Annotated in this window: 14 protein-coding genes; 5 read left to right on the plus strand and 9 right to left on the minus strand. The window is 50.8% G+C overall.

The genetic code is table 11. The annotated features are described in order from the left end of the window. Positions 1-101: 101 nt before the first annotated feature. Both ligA and gltX read left to right on the plus strand, forming a co-directional pair. Positions 102-2,111, plus strand: coding sequence for an NAD-dependent DNA ligase LigA (gene ligA, locus BZJ17_RS09245; protein WP_077640520.1), 2,010 nt, complete (start codon positions 102-104; stop codon positions 2,109-2,111). A gap of 105 nt (positions 2,112-2,216) precedes the next feature. Beyond that, positions 2,217-3,641: a glutamate--tRNA ligase gene (gene gltX / locus BZJ17_RS09250; RefSeq protein WP_077640521.1), complete on the plus strand. Its 1,425-nt coding sequence runs from the start codon at positions 2,217-2,219 to the stop codon at positions 3,639-3,641. A 65-nt stretch (positions 3,642-3,706) separates the two neighbouring features. Here gltX and BZJ17_RS09255 read toward each other — a convergent pair whose 3' ends face one another. Continuing rightward, complete coding sequence (locus tag BZJ17_RS09255; RefSeq protein WP_077455602.1) at positions 3,707-4,957, minus strand: uracil-xanthine permease family protein; 1,251 nt, start codon at positions 4,955-4,957, stop codon at positions 3,707-3,709. A 251-nt stretch (positions 4,958-5,208) separates the two neighbouring features. Between BZJ17_RS09255 and BZJ17_RS09260 the strand changes: the two genes are divergently transcribed. After that, entirely contained in the window at positions 5,209-6,363 is a 1,155-nt protein-coding gene (locus BZJ17_RS09260; protein WP_077640522.1) for a DUF2066 domain-containing protein, read from the plus strand. A 79-nt stretch (positions 6,364-6,442) separates the two neighbouring features. Here BZJ17_RS09260 and BZJ17_RS09265 read toward each other — a convergent pair whose 3' ends face one another. The 6 genes from BZJ17_RS09265 to miaB all read right to left on the minus strand — a co-directional run bounded on the left by BZJ17_RS09265 (position 6,443) and on the right by miaB (position 12,567). Beyond that, the gene (locus BZJ17_RS09265) at positions 6,443-6,991 is read right to left on the minus strand and encodes a lipid-binding SYLF domain-containing protein (RefSeq protein ID WP_198534136.1); all 549 of its coding nucleotides are present in this window, start codon (positions 6,989-6,991) and stop codon (positions 6,443-6,445) included. Between the two features lie 101 nt (positions 6,992-7,092). Further along, entirely contained in the window at positions 7,093-8,658 is a 1,566-nt protein-coding gene (gene lnt / locus BZJ17_RS09270; RefSeq protein WP_077640551.1) for an apolipoprotein N-acyltransferase, read from the minus strand. Further along, complete coding sequence (gene corC / locus BZJ17_RS09275) at positions 8,654-9,526, minus strand: CNNM family magnesium/cobalt transport protein CorC (protein ID WP_069587389.1); 873 nt, start codon at positions 9,524-9,526, stop codon at positions 8,654-8,656. The genes lnt and corC overlap by 5 nt, the downstream gene beginning before the upstream one ends. An 18-nt stretch (positions 9,527-9,544) precedes the next feature. Beyond that, positions 9,545-10,015, minus strand: a complete 471-nt coding sequence (gene ybeY, locus BZJ17_RS09280) for an rRNA maturation RNase YbeY (protein WP_069587388.1) — start codon at positions 10,013-10,015, stop codon at positions 9,545-9,547. After that, positions 10,012-11,088, minus strand: a complete 1,077-nt coding sequence (locus BZJ17_RS09285; RefSeq protein ID WP_069587387.1) for a PhoH family protein — start codon at positions 11,086-11,088, stop codon at positions 10,012-10,014. Before BZJ17_RS09285 ends, ybeY begins: the two co-directional genes overlap by 4 nt. Positions 11,089-11,142: 54 nt before the next feature. Then, complete coding sequence (gene miaB, locus BZJ17_RS09290) at positions 11,143-12,567, minus strand: tRNA (N6-isopentenyl adenosine(37)-C2)-methylthiotransferase MiaB (RefSeq protein ID WP_069587386.1); 1,425 nt, start codon at positions 12,565-12,567, stop codon at positions 11,143-11,145. Positions 12,568-12,871: 304 nt separating this feature from the next. On the opposite strand from miaB, the gene BZJ17_RS09295 reads away from it, so the two are divergent. Together BZJ17_RS09295 and BZJ17_RS09300 are read left to right on the plus strand one after the other, a co-directional pair. After that, a complete protein-coding gene (locus BZJ17_RS09295; RefSeq protein WP_077640524.1) occupies positions 12,872-14,032 on the plus strand; it encodes a 2-octaprenyl-3-methyl-6-methoxy-1,4-benzoquinol hydroxylase in 1,161 nt (386 codons plus the stop codon). A 27-nt stretch (positions 14,033-14,059) separates the two neighbouring features. Next, on the plus strand, positions 14,060-14,671 hold the full coding sequence (locus tag BZJ17_RS09300; protein WP_077640525.1) for an HAD family phosphatase: 612 nt from the start codon (positions 14,060-14,062) through the stop codon (positions 14,669-14,671). A gap of 97 nt (positions 14,672-14,768) precedes the next feature. Here the strand turns inward: BZJ17_RS09300 and BZJ17_RS09305 are convergent, their stop codons facing one another. Together BZJ17_RS09305 and hemB are read right to left on the minus strand one after the other, a co-directional pair. Then, entirely contained in the window at positions 14,769-15,446 is a 678-nt protein-coding gene (locus BZJ17_RS09305; protein ID WP_077640526.1) for an ester cyclase, read from the minus strand. 279 nt (positions 15,447-15,725) lie between these two features. Continuing rightward, a complete protein-coding gene (gene hemB, locus BZJ17_RS09310) occupies positions 15,726-16,751 on the minus strand; it encodes a porphobilinogen synthase (protein WP_077640527.1) in 1,026 nt (341 codons plus the stop codon). Positions 16,752-16,844: the final 93 nt, after the last annotated feature.

Here is a 16,844-nt window from a genome sequence, read left to right on the forward strand (position 1 = left end):
GTGATTGTTCATCGGCCAACCACCTGCTCGCACACATCTCCATCTTCGCCGTTAATACGTATATACTTGCCTGTCACTCAATCAGTCACAACAGATCAATCATGGCTTACAGCAAAGAACAACTGGATGCGTTGAAGCATCAGCTTAACTACCATGCCTATCGTTACTATGTCGAAGACAGCCCTGAGCTGCCGGATGCGGAGTACGATCGTTTAATGCAAACGTTGCTGGCCATTGAAGCTGAGCATCCTGAATGGGTGACGGCTGATTCGCCGAGTCAACGTGTGGGTGGCGCACCGCTTAGCGCATTTGAGACAGTGACCCACGAGTTGGCGATGTTATCTTTGGGCAATGCCTTCAGTGATGACGATCTGGCTGACTTTGAACGCCGTGTTAAAGACAGACTCGGTAATGGTGAGCCGGTCACCTATACCTGTGAGCCAAAACTTGATGGCTTAGCGGTTAGCTTGATTTACGAAAATGGTGTCTTGGTCCAAGCTGCGACCCGAGGCGATGGCACCACAGGTGAAAACATCACCCACAATGTGAAAACGATTCGTAACGTCCCGTTGACGTTGCAGGCGGGAGATTGGCCGACGCGCCTTGAGGTGCGCGGTGAAGTCTTTATGCCTAAAGCGGGCTTTGAAGCACTGAATGAAGCGGCCCTCAAGCGAGGGGATAAAACCTTTGCCAACCCGCGCAATGCTGCCGCTGGTAGTCTGCGTCAACTGGACCCTAAAGTTGCCGCCAGCCGTCCGCTTAGTTTTTACGCCTATGCCGTTGGCATTATGTCGACACCGTTTGGCGAAGGGCAGTTCCAACGCCTGCAAAAGCTTAAACAGTGGGGGCTAGCGCTTAGCCCTGAAGTCAAACAGGTGACGGATTTAGCTGGCGTCAAACGCTACTACCAAGACATCTTAGCCCGGCGTGATGCATTGCCCTATGAAATTGACGGGGTGGTGATAAAAGTCGACAGCATTGAAAGTCAGCAAACCTTAGGCTTTGTTGCGCGCGCTCCCCGCTGGGCGATTGCTTATAAATTCCCGGCTCAAGAAGAAATTACCACCCTCAACGATGTTGAGTTCCAAGTGGGACGGACAGGAGCCATCACACCGGTCGCAAAACTGGCACCTGTTTTTGTCGGGGGCGTGACAGTCAGCAATGCGACCTTACACAATGGCGATGAAATTGAGCGTTTAGGGGTTCATATCGGAGATACCGTGGTGATCCGTCGCGCAGGGGATGTGATCCCACAAGTGGTCGGTGTGGTAGAAAGCCGCCGTCCTGAACATGCGCAGCCGATTGTTTTTCCAACAGCCTGTCCTGTCTGTGATTCTGCGGTCACTCGTGTTGAGGGTGAGGCCGTAGCGCGTTGTACCGGCGGGTTAATTTGCCTTGCGCAACGTAAAGAAGCCATCAAGCATTTCTCCTCGCGTAAGGCGATGGATATTGATGGCCTCGGTGATAAAATCGTTGAGCAGCTGATTGAAAAAGAGCTGATCCATACTCCCGCAGATCTGTTTCGCCTCACGGCGGGCCGTGTCACTGCCTTGGATAGAATGGGGCCAAAATCAGCACAAAATCTGATTGATGCGCTAGAAAAAGCCAAAGCGACCACCTTGCCTCGATTTATTTATGCGTTGGGGATCCGTGAGGTTGGCGAAGCCACGGCACAAAATCTGGCCACACATTTTAAAACCCTCGACGCGCTGCGCGCCGCGGATGAAGAAGCCTTGATTGCTGTCCCTGATGTTGGGACGATTGTGGCGGGCCATATTGTTCGCTTCTTTGCCGAGCCCCATAACCAAGATGTGTTGGATGCACTGTTGGAAACTGGGATCCACTGGTCGGAAGTGGCCCAACAAACGGATGCGCAAGCACAGCCTTTGGCGGGAAAAACCATCGTGTTGACTGGTACCTTGTCGCAAATGTCGCGCACGGATGCAAAAGCCGCGCTGCAAGCGTTAGGGGCTAAAGTGACCGGAAGCGTATCGGCGAAAACAGATATCTTGATTGCCGGTGAAGCCGCTGGCTCGAAACTGACCAAAGCGCAAGATTTAGGTGTGACCGTGTTAGATGAAGACGGCATGCTGGCATTGATCAACCAATAAATACCGCGAGGCTTCGGGGGAATCCCGTGGCCTCGATTGTGGAATTTACCTGTACTGGTAAACTAACTGTCACTCATCATTCTCACCACTGGGATAGGGATCCTAATGACTATCAAAACCCGCTTTGCCCCCAGCCCAACCGGCTTTTTGCACGTGGGCGGTGCGCGTACAGCACTCTATTCTTGGCTAGCAGCACGCAGCCAAGGCGGTCAATTTGTATTGCGTATTGAAGATACTGATCTTGAGCGTTCAACCCAAGAGGCCATCGACGCCATCTTAGAAGGGATGGAATGGTTGGGTTTAACGTGGGATGAAGGTCCATATTATCAAACCAAGCGTTTTGACCGATATAACCAGCTTGTTGACCAACTTTTGGCGGAAGACAAAGCCTATAAATGCTATGCCCCGAAAGAGCTGCTCGATGAGATCCGTGAGCAACAAAAAGCAGACGGTCTTAAGCCACGCTACGACGCTGATCATCCAAAAGTGATTGAAGCGAATCAAAACGCCAAGGCGGATGACCCGCATGTGATCCGTTTCCGCAACCCGAAAGAGGGTAAGGTTGTCTTTGACGACAAGATCCGCGGCCGTATTGAAATTGCGAACAGTGAACTGGATGATCTGATTATCCGCCGTACCGACGGCAGCCCAACCTACAACTTCTGTGTGGTTGTGGATGACTGGGATATGGGGATCACCCAAGTTGTGCGTGGTGAAGACCACATCAACAACACCCCACGTCAGATCAATATCTACAAAGCGCTGGGCGCACCGGTTCCTGAGTTTGCGCATTGCTCGATGATCCTTGGTGACGACGGTGCGAAACTGTCTAAGCGCCACGGTGCGGTCAGCGTTATGCAATATCGCGATCAGGGCTTCTTGCCTCATGCGTTGCTGAACTATTTGGTGCGCTTGGGCTGGTCACATGGTGACCAAGAAATTTTCTCGCTCGATGAGATGATTGAACTGTTTAGCCTTGAAGCGATCAGCAAGTCAGCCTCAGCGTTTAACACTGAAAAACTGCTGTGGTTGAACAATCACTACATCAAGCATGCCGATCCGCAAGAGGTCGCGCAGCACCTGCAGTGGCACCTCGATCAAGCTGGTATCGACATTAGCCAAGGCCCGGCCATCACCGACGTGATCCAGCTGGTCGGCGAGCGTTGTCATACCTTGGTAGAGCTGGCGGAGCAAAGCCGTTACTTCTATCAAGACTTTGATGAGATCGATCCAGCGGCGGCGAAAAAGCACCTGCGTCCGGTGGCACTAGAGCCATTACAAGTGGCGAAAGGCAAAATTGAAGCGCTGCAAGACTGGAGCGTGGAAGCCTTAAAAGCGGTGATCGCCGATACCTGTACCGATTTGGATGTGGGTATGGGCAAAGTGGGTATGCCATTGCGTGTTGCGGTCACCGGTGGTGGTCAGTCGCCTTCTGTGGATGCGGTCATGCACCTGATTGGTAAAGACCGTGTGGTCGCGCGTATTGAGCAAGCGATTAAGCTTGTTGAAGCGCGTGCGGCGCAAGGTTAATCAACACAACCACCTTAGGTGGGAAAATCCAAAAGGGCGCTTCGGCGCCCTTTTTCGATCGGGGATTAGTGCGAGCCTTCTTCCATCTGCGCACTGTCAACAATATGGTTTTCGCCCATTTTACGTGGCAACACAAGGTTGAGCACAATCGCGACCAGACCACACAGGCTAATGCCTTGTAAGCTGAAATCGCCGATGCCAAAGGCCATGCCGCCAATACCAAAGACCAAGGTCACGCCGACAATCGCGAGGTTGCGAGAGTCATGTAGATCGACTTGATTGCGGATCAGGGTATTTAATCCCACCGTCGCGATAGAGCCGAATAACAAGATCATGATCCCGCCCATGACAGGCAAAGGAATGGTCAGTAACACCGCGCCCAGCTTACCGACAAAGGCCAACACAATCGCCGTTAATGCAGCATAGGTCATAATCACTGGGTTAAACGCTTTGGTGAGCATCACGGCACCGGTGACTTCGCTGTACGTGGTGTTAGGTGGTGCACCGAACAAAGACGCGGCAATGGTCGCGGCACCGTCACCTGCCATGGTGCGGTGAAGACCGGGTTTTTTCAGGTAGTCTTTGCGGGTGACATTCGAAATCGCCAGCATATCGCCCACATGCTCAACAGCGGGAGCGATCGCCACGGGGATCATGAATAAGATAGCGTTGATATTAAATTCAGGCAGTGTAAAGGCGGGCATGGCGAACCAGCTTGCTTGAGTCACAGCGCTGAAATCGACCACACCCATGATGAGGCTGGCGATATATCCCACCACGATACCCGCCAAGATCGGCACCAACTTAAAGAAGCCTTTAGCAAACACACTGATCACTATGGTGGTCAGCAGCGATAGCAACGAAATCCAAATCGCAACATCACCGGCGATAATTTGCGTGCCGCCATCGCCGCTTTTCCCCAACGCCATATTGACCGCGGTTGGCGCAAGCCCCAGACCAATCACCATAATGACAGGACCCACCACCACAGGTGGCAACAACTTGTGAATAATGTCGACGCCTTTGACACGGATAATGCCGCCCATAATCAGGTAAACCACCCCAGCCGCCATTAGACCGCCCATGGTAGCGGGAATACCAAAGTTGTTAACACCGTAAAGAATGGGAGCGATAAAAGCGAAAGAAGAGGCGAGGAAAATGGGGACGGAGCGACGGGTGATAAGTTGAAAAATCAGGGTTCCAATACCGGCACCAAAGAGGGCCACATTGGGGTCAAGCCCGGTTAATAATGGCACCAATACCAATGCGCCAAATGCAACAAATAGCATCTGTGCGCCTTGTAAAACTTGCATCATAGTCTCACCTCCAAAAAAAATCGCGAGATGTTAGCACAAAGCCAAGATGTGATGCTTGTCATATTTATCAATGTGAGATCGGTAGCAAAAAACCAATGTAACGGATTGCACTTTAGTGGCGAGACCCAGCGCGCTGAGAGGACTATGTGAGCCAGCGGTTAGGAATCTGGTCTTTTTTAGGTAAGAGCATTGCTGAGAGAGGACAAGAGCGCTTATGATCCCAACATCCCATCAATCAATGTGGAAAAACTATGATCCGATTTGTAATGGCCATGATGGCTATGCTGTGGCTACCCAGTGCCTTTGCCAGTAATTTGTACCATGCAAGCGTACCGTTAGATAACGGCGCTCAAACATCGCAACAAGCGGCTAAGCAACAAGGCTTGCTGGATGTGTTGGTCAAAGTCTCGGGACAACGTGACATTGCCGATAATCCCAGTGTGCAGAATCGTCTTAATGATGTGGATGGTTTAATCACCCAGTTAGGGTATGGTGAAACGGCGCGTACGGAGAACAATGAATCGGTACGGACCCTTGAAGTGGGCTTTGATAGCCAGCAAGTGCAAGCGCTGCTGCGTGATGCGGGGTTGCCTTTATGGGGTACGCCGCGTCCGTCCGTTTTAGTATGGCTGGTGGACGATCGTGGTGCTGAACGCGAGATTGTGTGGGAACAAAGCGATGTGGCTTTGGTTGACGCCTTGCGAGATAGTGCTGCCAAGCGTGGTTTGCCCGTATTGGTGCCGGTGGGTGATTTTGATGATCTGATGGCTATCTCTGCCAGTGATCTTTGGGGAGGCTTTATTGGTCCGGTTAGCGACGCAAGTCAGCGCTATCAAGCGGACGGCATTGTGATTGCCAAACTGATCCCGCAGGGCATACGTTGGCAATTCTTCCCCGATGCGAGCGACTTGCAAGTCGATCAACAGCGCGGGCAAGGTGACAGCGCGGCCATGATCAATGCGGTTGCCGATTATTATGCGACCCGTACTGCCGTGGTGTTTGATCAAAATGATGACAGTCAAGCGGTGACGTTGGCGATTGCAGGCGTACAAGGTGGTGATGATTATGTCCAGCTAGAGCGTACATTAGCGGGATTAAATGCGCTACAAAGCGCACACCTAGCGGAGCTCGAAGGAGATGCGTTGCGATTTACGGTACGTTTAGCTGCGTCACAACAAGCACTAATTAACGAGCTGACCGCGAATCGCGAAATCCGTCTTATGACTCCGCAAGAACGTCTCGATTATGCGGGTAGTGAGAAGATGGAAACGTCACCACAGCAGCCAGCCGGTTCAGCATTAGATAGCTCGGACGAGGGCGTTCGACTCAACAATGAGCCGACACTCGAAGGAGATGTTTTGGCTGAGGATGACACGACACTGTGGTTTGTTTGGCAGTCTTCGTAACCGCATGCGACACACGAATAGAAAGGCCAGCGTATGACGCTGGCCTTTTCCGTTTAAGATAGATGGTTCATCGCTGCGACTACCAGTTGGCCGGGCTAAATTGCTGACCTGCAAGTGCCGCTTCGACCATCAGGCCACCCTTAGCATGGGTAAAGACAGTCAGACCATTAACGTAATAGGCTTTTGATTGACGGTTGCTGGCTGACGCCGAGGTGCCTGCGGTGCCGGCTTGCGCAGAGGCGCCTTCGGTTAAGGCAGTCGCGGAGGCTTGTGCGCCCAGCTCTACTTGTCCTTTCATAAAGCGGTCATACGCGGCTTGATCTTCAAAAAAGACGATTTCGCTGAAGGCTTGTCCGCCAAAAGTAAGACCGACCGACACTTGCTTTAACTCAGCTGCACTGACCGGCTGACCTTGGTGGTAGACCACGCCCTTACCGTATGCGCCGCCCACCCAAAAGCCGCCTTTACCGACTGAAGGAAACACGGCATAGCCATAGGCGTTATCAAAAAAGGGTTGGGTTTGCGGATATTGATAAAACTGATCGCGTGCCAGGTTTGCTTGGCTAATTTGATCCTGCTGAGAATGGGTAGCACAGCCCACTAGGGCGGTCAGTGCCACTAACGCCATGCTCAACCATACATAAGAACGACGTAACATGTTTTTATCCCTCTTCGTCATCAAAGTGAGTCTTTCACATAACACGGTACGTCAGTTTAGGCGGACAAATGTCAGGCGCGTGTGGAAATTTTCCGTGGGGTGCGATGACAAGGCTGGCCGCGATATCGCCAGCCAATAAGCCCACTTATCATCACCCAAATCCAAAGCGGGGTATTACCCCATTGACGATAGGGGGTGAGACCCACAGTGCTGGTGACAGTGGTGGTAAGCACACCGGTTTCAAACTGCGGGAGGGATTGCTGAATATTGCCGCGTGCATCCATAATCGCAGTCACACCATTATTGGTGGCACGAATGACCGGCAAGCCAAACTCACGCGCGCGCATCCGCGCAATTTCTAAATGCTGCAATGGGCCAATTGAGCGGCCAAACCATGCATCATTCGATAAAGTGATAATCGCGTTACTGTCCGGCGTCAAGTTGGCGCGAATTTGCGCTGGAAACGCAATTTCGTAGCAAAGCGCCGTAATGTAGGCCAAGCCATTGGCCGGCAATGCAGGCTGTATGGCCTCGCCCGGTGAGAACGAAGACATGGGCAAATTAAATAAAGGCGCAAGCGGACGCAGTAACGATTCAAAGGGAACGAATTCACCAAACGGGAGCAAATGATGCTTGCTGTATTGCTTCGGCGCAGGATACTGATAGCTAGGCGTATCAGCGCCAACCGCAATCACATTATTAAAATATTGCCCTGCCGCATTTTGGTCTAACACGCCGGTAATGACCGTGGTGTGGTTATTTTTCGCGGCGGTATCCAATTGCTCAAAAAAGCGTGGTAAGTCACGCTCTAATGCCGGAATGGCCGCTTCTGGCCAGATCACCACATCGCTATCCCAATGTTGGCGGGTGAGATCTAGGTACTTCATTAAGGTTGGCCAGCGTTGATCGGGACGCCACTTTAACGCTTGGGGAATATTGCCTTGGATCAGTGAAACCGTTTGTTGTTTCTCAGGATGTGCTTCAACCCACTGGATGGTGTTAAGTCCGTAGGCACACGCGGATAAGCCAGCGATCGCCGCGAGACCAGCTAACTGCTTGCGTCCTTGCCAAGCGCCCCATTTGGGCGTGATTAAAGTCGCCAACCCTGCCATTAGCACCAGCAGCCAAGTGATGCCTTGCACACCGAGCACTGGCGCCACGCCAGCTAAAGGACTATCAATTTGGCTGTATCCGGGCCACAGCCACGGGAAACCGGTGAAGACCCAGCCTCGTAACCCATCGGCCATCAGCCATAGGCTAGGCGCAAGAATTAGCCATTTAATCGCGGCATGGCGTACCGAGCAGCGCGCTAACACACCGGCGAATAACGCGGGATACAACGAAAGATACATTACCAGCAGCGCCATTAAGGACAAGCCTGCTATGGCGGGCATACCTCCAAAATGATCGATACTGACATACACCCAGCTGACGCCGGTGGCAAATTGACCCAGCCCCCAGCAAAAGCCGAGCAAACTGGCCTTTTGGGGAGAGGCGGATTGGAGCAACAGGAATAGACCCCAAAGCGATACCGGCATTAGCAGCCAGTAAGAGAAGGGGGCAAAGGCAAGGGTGGCACTGGCACCAAGCAGGGCAGCCGCGAGGGGCTGCCCAATTTGACGCACAATGTGATTAATCGCTTTCACTTTGAGGTTCGCTACTGTCAGGAATGGTGACTTGTAGCTGAATGATACGACGGCTGTCTGCCGAGGTCACCTTAAAGTGGAAATGTTCGATATCCACTTCCTCGCCGCGATCGGGCAGATGGCCAAAGCTGGTCATAACCAAGCCGCCAATGGTGTCTACCACATCGTCTTGGAACTGACTGCCGAAGTGTGTATTAAAGTCTTCTAACGTGGTCAGTGCTTTTACCGCAAAGGTATGGCGGCTTAGCTGACGGATTTCTTGTTCGTCGTCCTCGTCGTACTCATCTTCGATTTCGCCAACGATTTCTTCCAAGATATCTTCAATGGTGACCACGCCCGATACACCGCCAAATTCATCGATCACGATCGCCATGTGGTAGCGTTCTTCTTGGAACTCTTTGAGTAACCGGTCAACGCGTTTACTCTCGGGTACCACCACGGCAGGGCGTAACACTTTCTCGATATCGAAGTTTTCGGCATCTGGGCGCAAATAGCGCAGCAGATCTTTCGCAAGTAAGATGCCTTCAACATGGTCTTTGTCATCGCTGATCACAGGATAACGCGAGTGTTGGGCATCAATGATGATATTAATGATCGCTTCCAAAGACTGCGATCGTTCAACGGTTACCATCTGCGAGCGGGGGATCATGATATCTCGAACACGCATGTCGGAGATTTGCATTACACCTTCCAGCATGTCTCTTGTGTCATGGTCGATCAGGGCGTTTTGCTCTGAATCGCGGAACACATCCACCAGTTCCTGTCTGTCTTTAGGATCAGCTTGGAAAAACTGTCCTAGCCGCTCGAAGAAGGTCTTCCTACTCGGACCGTCTGCGTTTTGCGAATTATCGTCGTTCATTCAAATTCATTCAGTTAGTTAACGCTCAATGAAGTCGTTCGCATAGGGATCTGGCACCCCCATGGTAGCTAAAATGTCACGCTCTAAGGCTTCCATTTGCTCGGCTTCATCATCCTCAATATGGTCGTAACCAAGCAGGTGTAAGCTGCCATGCACGACCATGTGTGCCCAGTGATCCATCAGTCGCTTGCCTTGTTGTTCAGCTTCACGCTCAACCACTTGGCGGCAAATGATCAGATCGCCGAGCAAATCAATGTCGATACCGGGAGGGGCATCGAACGGAAACGATAACACATTTGTGGGTTTATCTTTGCCACGATAATCGCGATTCAAGCTCTGGCTCTCACCTTCGTCAACCAGACGAATCGTGACTTCCGCTTGTTCACGCGCGTTGCGTACGGCGTGTTCAAACCAAGCTTGGAGCTGATCATCACTGGGCAACCCGTCAGTATTATCACACGCCAGCTGAACATCCACGTAATAACTCATGATTGTTCCTGCGATTGGCTGTGTTCAGTATTCATTTGTGCTTCGCGTGCCTCACGACGACGCGCTTCGGCTTCTTTGCGTGCACGCGCATCTTCCGCTTCCCATTTATCATAGGCTTGAACAATACGTGTCACCACGGGGTGGCGAACCACGTCGTCAGCTTGAAAGAAGTGGAAGCTGATTTCTTTGACATCAGAAAGCACTTCAATCGCATGACGTAAGCCTGATTTCGCGTTGCGTGGCAAATCCACTTGTGTCACATCACCGGTGATCACAGCGCGCGAATTAAAGCCTATCCGAGTCAGGAACATTTTCATTTGTTCCACCGTCGTGTTTTGGCTTTCATCGAGAATAATAAAAGCGTCATTGAGGGTACGGCCACGCATATAGGCCAGCGGCGCGACTTCAATCACGTTACGGTCAATCAGCTTTTCAACGCGCTCAAAGCCAAGCATTTCAAACAAGGCATCGTACAAAGGGCGCAGGTAAGGATCGACTTTTTGGCTGAGATCGCCGGGCAAAAAGCCCAGTTTTTCACCGGCCTCTACGGCAGGACGTGTCAGCAAAATACGGCGAATTTCTTGGCGCTCAAGTGCATCAACCGCCGCTGCGACCGCCAAGTAGGTTTTACCGGTTCCCGCCGGACCAATACCAAAGGTAATGTCATGGCTAACCATGTTAGCAATATATTGCGCTTGGTTTGGCGTACGCGGTTTGATCACCCCTTTTTTGGTTTTGATATTAATCTCTTTACCGTATGGGATGCTTGATTCGGTGGTTTGCTCGAGTACGCCCGATTCTTTGATTGCCAAGTGAATGGCTTCCGGCTCAATGTCTGGGTAGCTGCCACGCACTGGGGCAGTATCAACATACAAATGCTTGAGAATATCTACCGCGGCATTCGCGGTATGTGGCTTGCCAACAATCGAAAACGCATTGTGTCTGTGATTAATTTCCACACCCAAGCGGCGTTCTAATTGTTTGATATTGTCGTCAAACGGGCCACAAAGATTGGCAAGTCGGGTGTTATCGGCTGGCTCTAAAGTAAGATCAAGAGTGATAATTTTAGACAAGGTTATCCTCGCTTTAGGCGCCGGCTTCCCGGCGCCTTTGAATCGATGAACTCCTTAAGGAGTATATACACCAACGCCAAGCTCGTTTTCATTACGTGTTTTCGCCATGATTTCGGTTGGCGAGACGGCGACACGCAGGTCCATATCTTTTTCAGTACGAACCAGCTCACCGCGGAGCGAGTTTGGCATCACTTCAGTAATTTTGACGTCAACAAATTGGCCAATCAAATCGACAGAGCCTTCAAAGTTAACGACACGGTTGTTTTCGGTACGGCCGCGTAGCTCCATCAGATTCTTACGAGATGGGCCTTCAACCAGAATACGTTGCTCCGTGTTGAGCATCAGGCGTGAGTAACGCATCGCTTGGCTGTTAATTTGTTGCTGCAGGCGGTACAGACGTTCTTTTTTCACTTGCTCTGGGGTGTCGTCAGGCATATCGGCGGCTGGCGTCCCAGGGCGTGGTGAATACACAAAACTAAAGCTCATATCGAAGTCGATATCCGTGATCAGCTTCATGGTCGCTTCAAAGTCTTGGTCCGTTTCACCCGGGAAGCCGACGATAAAGTCAGAGCTGATGGTAATATCAGGGCGCGCTTGACGCAGCTTACGAATTTTCGACTTATATTCGATAGCGGTGTGCGGACGCTTCATCATAGTCAGAATACGGTCCGAACCACTTTGCACCGGCAAGTGGAGGAAACTCACCACTTCTGGCGTATCACGATACACCTCGATGATATCGTCAGTAAACTCAACCGGATGGCTGGTGGTGTAGCGAATACGGTCAATGCCATCGATCGCGGCCACATAACGCAGCAGTTCGGCAAAGGTACAAATCTCACCGTCGTGCATTTCACCACGATAGGCATTCACGTTTTGCCCCAGCAGGTTCACTTCACGGACACCTTGCTCGGCCAGTTGGGCAATCTCAAACAGGACATCGTCGAGCGGACGGCTCACTTCTTCACCGCGCGTATAAGGCACAACGCAGAAGGTACAGTATTTCGAGCAGCCTTCCATAATCGAAACGAAAGCGGTCGGTCCTTCTGCACGCGGCTCGGGAAGACGATCGAATTTCTCGATTTCCGGGAAGGTAATGTCCATCACGGGCGCATGATCTGAGCGTGATTGTTTGATCATCTCAGGAAGGCGGTGCAGCGTTTGCGGGCCAAAAATTACATCCACATAAGGTGCGCGCTCACGGATGTGGTCGCCTTCTTGTGTTGCTACACAGCCACCAACCCCGATCACCAAATCTGGATTTTTGTCTTTCAGTGTTTTCCAACGCCCGAGTTGGTGGAAAACCTTCTCTTGCGCTTTTTCACGGATAGAGCAGGTGTTTAGGAGGAGAACATCTGCTTCTTCTGGTTGCTCGGTCAGCTCGTAACCACCGGAAGCATTGAGCAGATCTGCCATTTTGGATGAGTCATACTCATTCATTTGGCAACCCCAGGTTTTAATCAGCAGTTTCTTAGCCATGTAACTTTACGCTCGTTTTTAATCTTATGGTCGACATTACCCCTCAAGCTGTGTGGTTTTTAACCAGTCAATCAGCTTGGCAAGCCGCGTATTGTACTGCTTTCCAATAACGCTGACCAGATCACAGGGCCGATGAAATGATCCTCAGAACCTTCAATCTTGGTAAGGCATTGACAAAGGACACAACCTGACTCGCATTTATGGTGGTTACTGCCAAGAACATTGACGCAATTTGATCTGATTTAGGTCGAATTCTCGTTAACCTTCAGTAGAATGCCCTCATTGCTGGTAAAAAGAGATAGTCATGAACCCATTTGAAATCATTATTGTTGGCGGTGGCATGGTGGGTGCAGCCACTGCGTTGGGATTAGCGCGTCAGGGGCGTCAGGTTGCATTGATTGAGCGCCAAGTTCCCCAGTCATTTTCGTCCTCACAGCCAATGGATCTTCGTGTTTCGGCTATCTCTCATGCGTCGGTGGCGCTACTGTCCGATTTAGGGGCATGGACGGACATTGAAGCCATGCGTGTGTGTCCATATCGCCGCCTTGAAACGTGGGAAGCGGAAGACAGCCGTGTCTGCTTTAGCGCAGAACAACTCGACTTACCCCAACTGGGATATATGGTCGAAAATCGTTTGATTCAACTCGGACTCTGGCAGCAATTCTCACGCTATGACAACTTGCACGTTTTCTCGCCCGCGTCGATTACATCAATGCATCAAAAAGGGCAGCAACATTATGTTGAGTTAGACAACGGCGACACACTGACAGCGTCGTGGTTGATTGGTGCGGATGGCGCGAATTCTCGAGTACGAGATTACGCCAAGATTGGCATCACCAGTTGGGACTATCGCCAACATTGCATGCTGATCAATGTCGAAACCGCGTCGCCGCAGCAAGATATCACGTGGCAACAATTCTTCCCTTCTGGGCCGCGCTCCTTCTTGCCGCTTTGCGGCCAGCAAGCTTCCTTGGTGTGGTACGACAGCCCTCAACGTATTCAGCAATTGTGTCAGTTAGATGCGGCGCAGTTAAAAGCAGAGATTGTGGCGAATTTCCCCGCCGAAGTTGGAGAGGTGACGCCTGTCAACTGGGGCGCATTCCCGCTGACGCGACGCCATGCGCAGCAGTACCATCGTCATGGCGTTGTGGTGATTGGTGATGCTGCCCACACCATTAACCCACTCGCAGGGCAAGGGGTGAACCTAGGCTTTAAAGATGTAACGGCCCTGCTGGATGCCTGTGCCGATGCAGGCGAACACTGGCAGGATAATGCAACATTAGCAGCTTATGAGAAAGCACGCCGCACCGATAACATGATGATGCAAACCGGCATGGATGTGTTTTATGCCGCGTTTAGCAATCGAATTACGCCTTTAAAACTGGCGCGTAATGCGGTGTTCAAACTGGCCGAACACAGTGGCCCAGTGAAAAAACATGTATTGAAGTATGCGTTAGGGCTCTAGTCTTCGTGACAAGAACAAGGACGCGATATGGTGAACTACCAGACGATTATTTTTGATATTGGCAATGTGATGGTGCGTTGGTCACCGGAAGAAATCATCCGTCTAACCTTAGGGGACGCGGTGGATGCCCACGCGTATGCCAATCAAATCTTCCCCAGTGACACTTGGCAAGCGCTGAACCGTGGTACGCTCACCGAAGCGCAAGCCAAGCAACGTTTTGCCAAAGAAACGCCGCTAAGCCCTGCGCAGCTTGAGGCACTGTTTTATTATATTAAACAGACTCAAATTTGCCTTTACGGTAGTGTCGAGTTACTTCACTCGGCCAAACAGGCTGGATACGGTGTTTATGCGTTAACCGATAATGTGCGCGAAATTGTGGCGTTCTTAAAACAGCGCTATGCGTTTTGGTCGCTGTTTGATGGTGCCATCGTGTCAGCCGAAGTAGGGCACTTAAAACCCGAGCCTGCCATTTATCAACGCTTGTTGGATGACTACCACCTCGATCCAGCCTCTTGTGTGTTTTTGGATGACAGGGTTGCGAACGTAGAAGGTGCGAAAGCGCTGGGCATGGCGGGTATCCCCTTTATCGATGCACAGCAATGCCGCGCAGAACTCGCCAAGCTGGGAATCGTGGTGTAGAAGATTCAGACTCGGCCTTTATATAATTCTATTTTGATGAATTCTTTTTCTAAACATTCTAACTTTCTAATTCTAAAGTTAACTTTTGAGTTGAGAGTTAGATACTTTGCTTTAGGTAAAGCCCCATTCTGATTAAGAGTTCAATTGTGTTGTTCTCACAGATATACACCATGAACATTTTTTTATTACTTACGTTCAGCAGTTCGAAGGCCCGCTTGAGGTGTGTCTGCACGGAGCTCTCTTTGATGTTCAATGTTGCTGCCACTTCTTTGACCGATAAACTCAGTGTCGATAGTGAGAGGCACTCTATCTGGCGCTGGGTTAAGAAAGGGGAGAGTAACTGTAGGATGACCGCATACAGATCCTCTGAAGCGCTTCTCAACTTGAGAGGCTCTGAGCTAGTGGTATAACCGCCCATCAGTTGGCTAAGTATGCTTTGGGAGTCTACGACCGAAGCGTAATGACTAACTCTATTTCTATCAAACGTCAGTTGTGATCTGCCCCGGTAAACTATACCTTTCCCTGTCGCCGACACACCTAAGAATTCCCCTAAATGCTTTCCTTTCGCCGTCCACTCAATCACAATTTTGTTTTGACGGGTGATTACGCGGCTTTCCTTGTACTCCAATGTAGGAAAAGCGCGTAGCCAAACTCTCAGCGTCTTACAAAAGGAGTCAGAGCCTACCGATAGTTGAAGAGGACTTTCTATCACCGTATGGGCGGTCATCACGTCCGTCACGGCTTCTGTCACCTTGTCATTCCAAACTCGATTCATAAGGCTGCGTGCGGTTTGAATACACGGTTGATGATGAGTGAAAATATGAACCTTCCTTATGCTCTACTCGAGGGGTAACGTTTACCTAAGACGCTGTACTAACGCGTGAATTTGACGATAGGCACACTACCAATTAACAAACCTAGGACTATCGCAACATAGCTTACCATTTTTTGGGAGAGATAACTTTTTGAAACATAACGCTTAAACTCAAAAGGCAAAAAAGGGGGAGGCGAGCAACGGTATGATAAACATGCGCAGGGTGTACTCGCCCATTTGTTACTCCGTCGTTGTCATAGTGCTCGGTGTCGTTTGGTTCCAGATCGCGAACTGTTTAGCAAAGTAGGTGACGATTAGATCCGCGCCCGCCCGTTTAAAGCCAATCAGTGTTTCTAACACCGCTTCCTGCTCGTCTAATATACCCATATTCGCCGCGCATTTGATGGCTGCATACTCTCCACTGACTTGATAGGCCGCCAATGGAAGCAAAGTTTGGCCTCGCAATTGGGTCAAGATATCCAAGTAAGGGGTACCGGGTTTAACCATTAAAATGTCAGCCCCCTCTTGTTCATCCAACATGGCTTCACTGAGCGCTTGTCTTGCATTGGCGTAGTCGAGTTGATATGTGCGTCTGTCACCCTTGAGTTCGCATTCAACCGCCTGTCGAAATGGCCCGTAAAACGCTGATGCAAGTTTCGCGCTGTGTGCCAATATTGCGACATACTCAAATCCAGCGCTATCCAAGCCTTTGCGGATTGCCTCTACTTGACCGTCCATCATGGAAGACGGGGCGAGCATGTCTGCACCAGCTTGAGCGGCATTGACACACTGCTTCACTAAGTGAGCTACTGTCTGATCATTGTCAACGTCCTGATCGGCCATGATGCCGCAATGGCCATGCGTAGTGTACTCACAAAAGCAGATATCGGGGATCACCATCATGTGAGGACATGCCGATTTGATCGTACGGATCATACGGCTCAGTAGGCCGTCTCGTTGCCAAGTGTCACTCCCAGTATCGTCTTTGTTATGACTGATACCAAAGGGCATCACATAGCAGATCCCAAGCGCGTTCAGCGCATGGATTTCATCCGCGAGCAAGTTTTCAGGGATCCGGCTTAAACCTGGTAATCCGGGGATTGGTACTGGACTGGTGATAGTTTCTTCGACAAATATCGGATAAATCAAATCGCTTAACTGAACGTCATTTTCCCGAACGAGCGCTCTGATCATAGGAGTGGTCCGCAAACGGCGCAGGCGTTTGGTGACCCCTGGTTGGGTGATTTCGTTGGGTTGGCATTCCATGTGGGTGCTCCCGAGAGTGAGTTGCCTAAAAAGATGATGAGTGGCCCTCGATTGAGACTATCGAGTCAGAGCCACTCAAGTGTGATGAAGCGT

It is taken from the genome of Salinivibrio sp. IB574 (assembly GCF_001996205.1).
GTDB lineage: Bacteria > Pseudomonadota > Gammaproteobacteria > Enterobacterales > Vibrionaceae > Salinivibrio > Salinivibrio proteolyticus.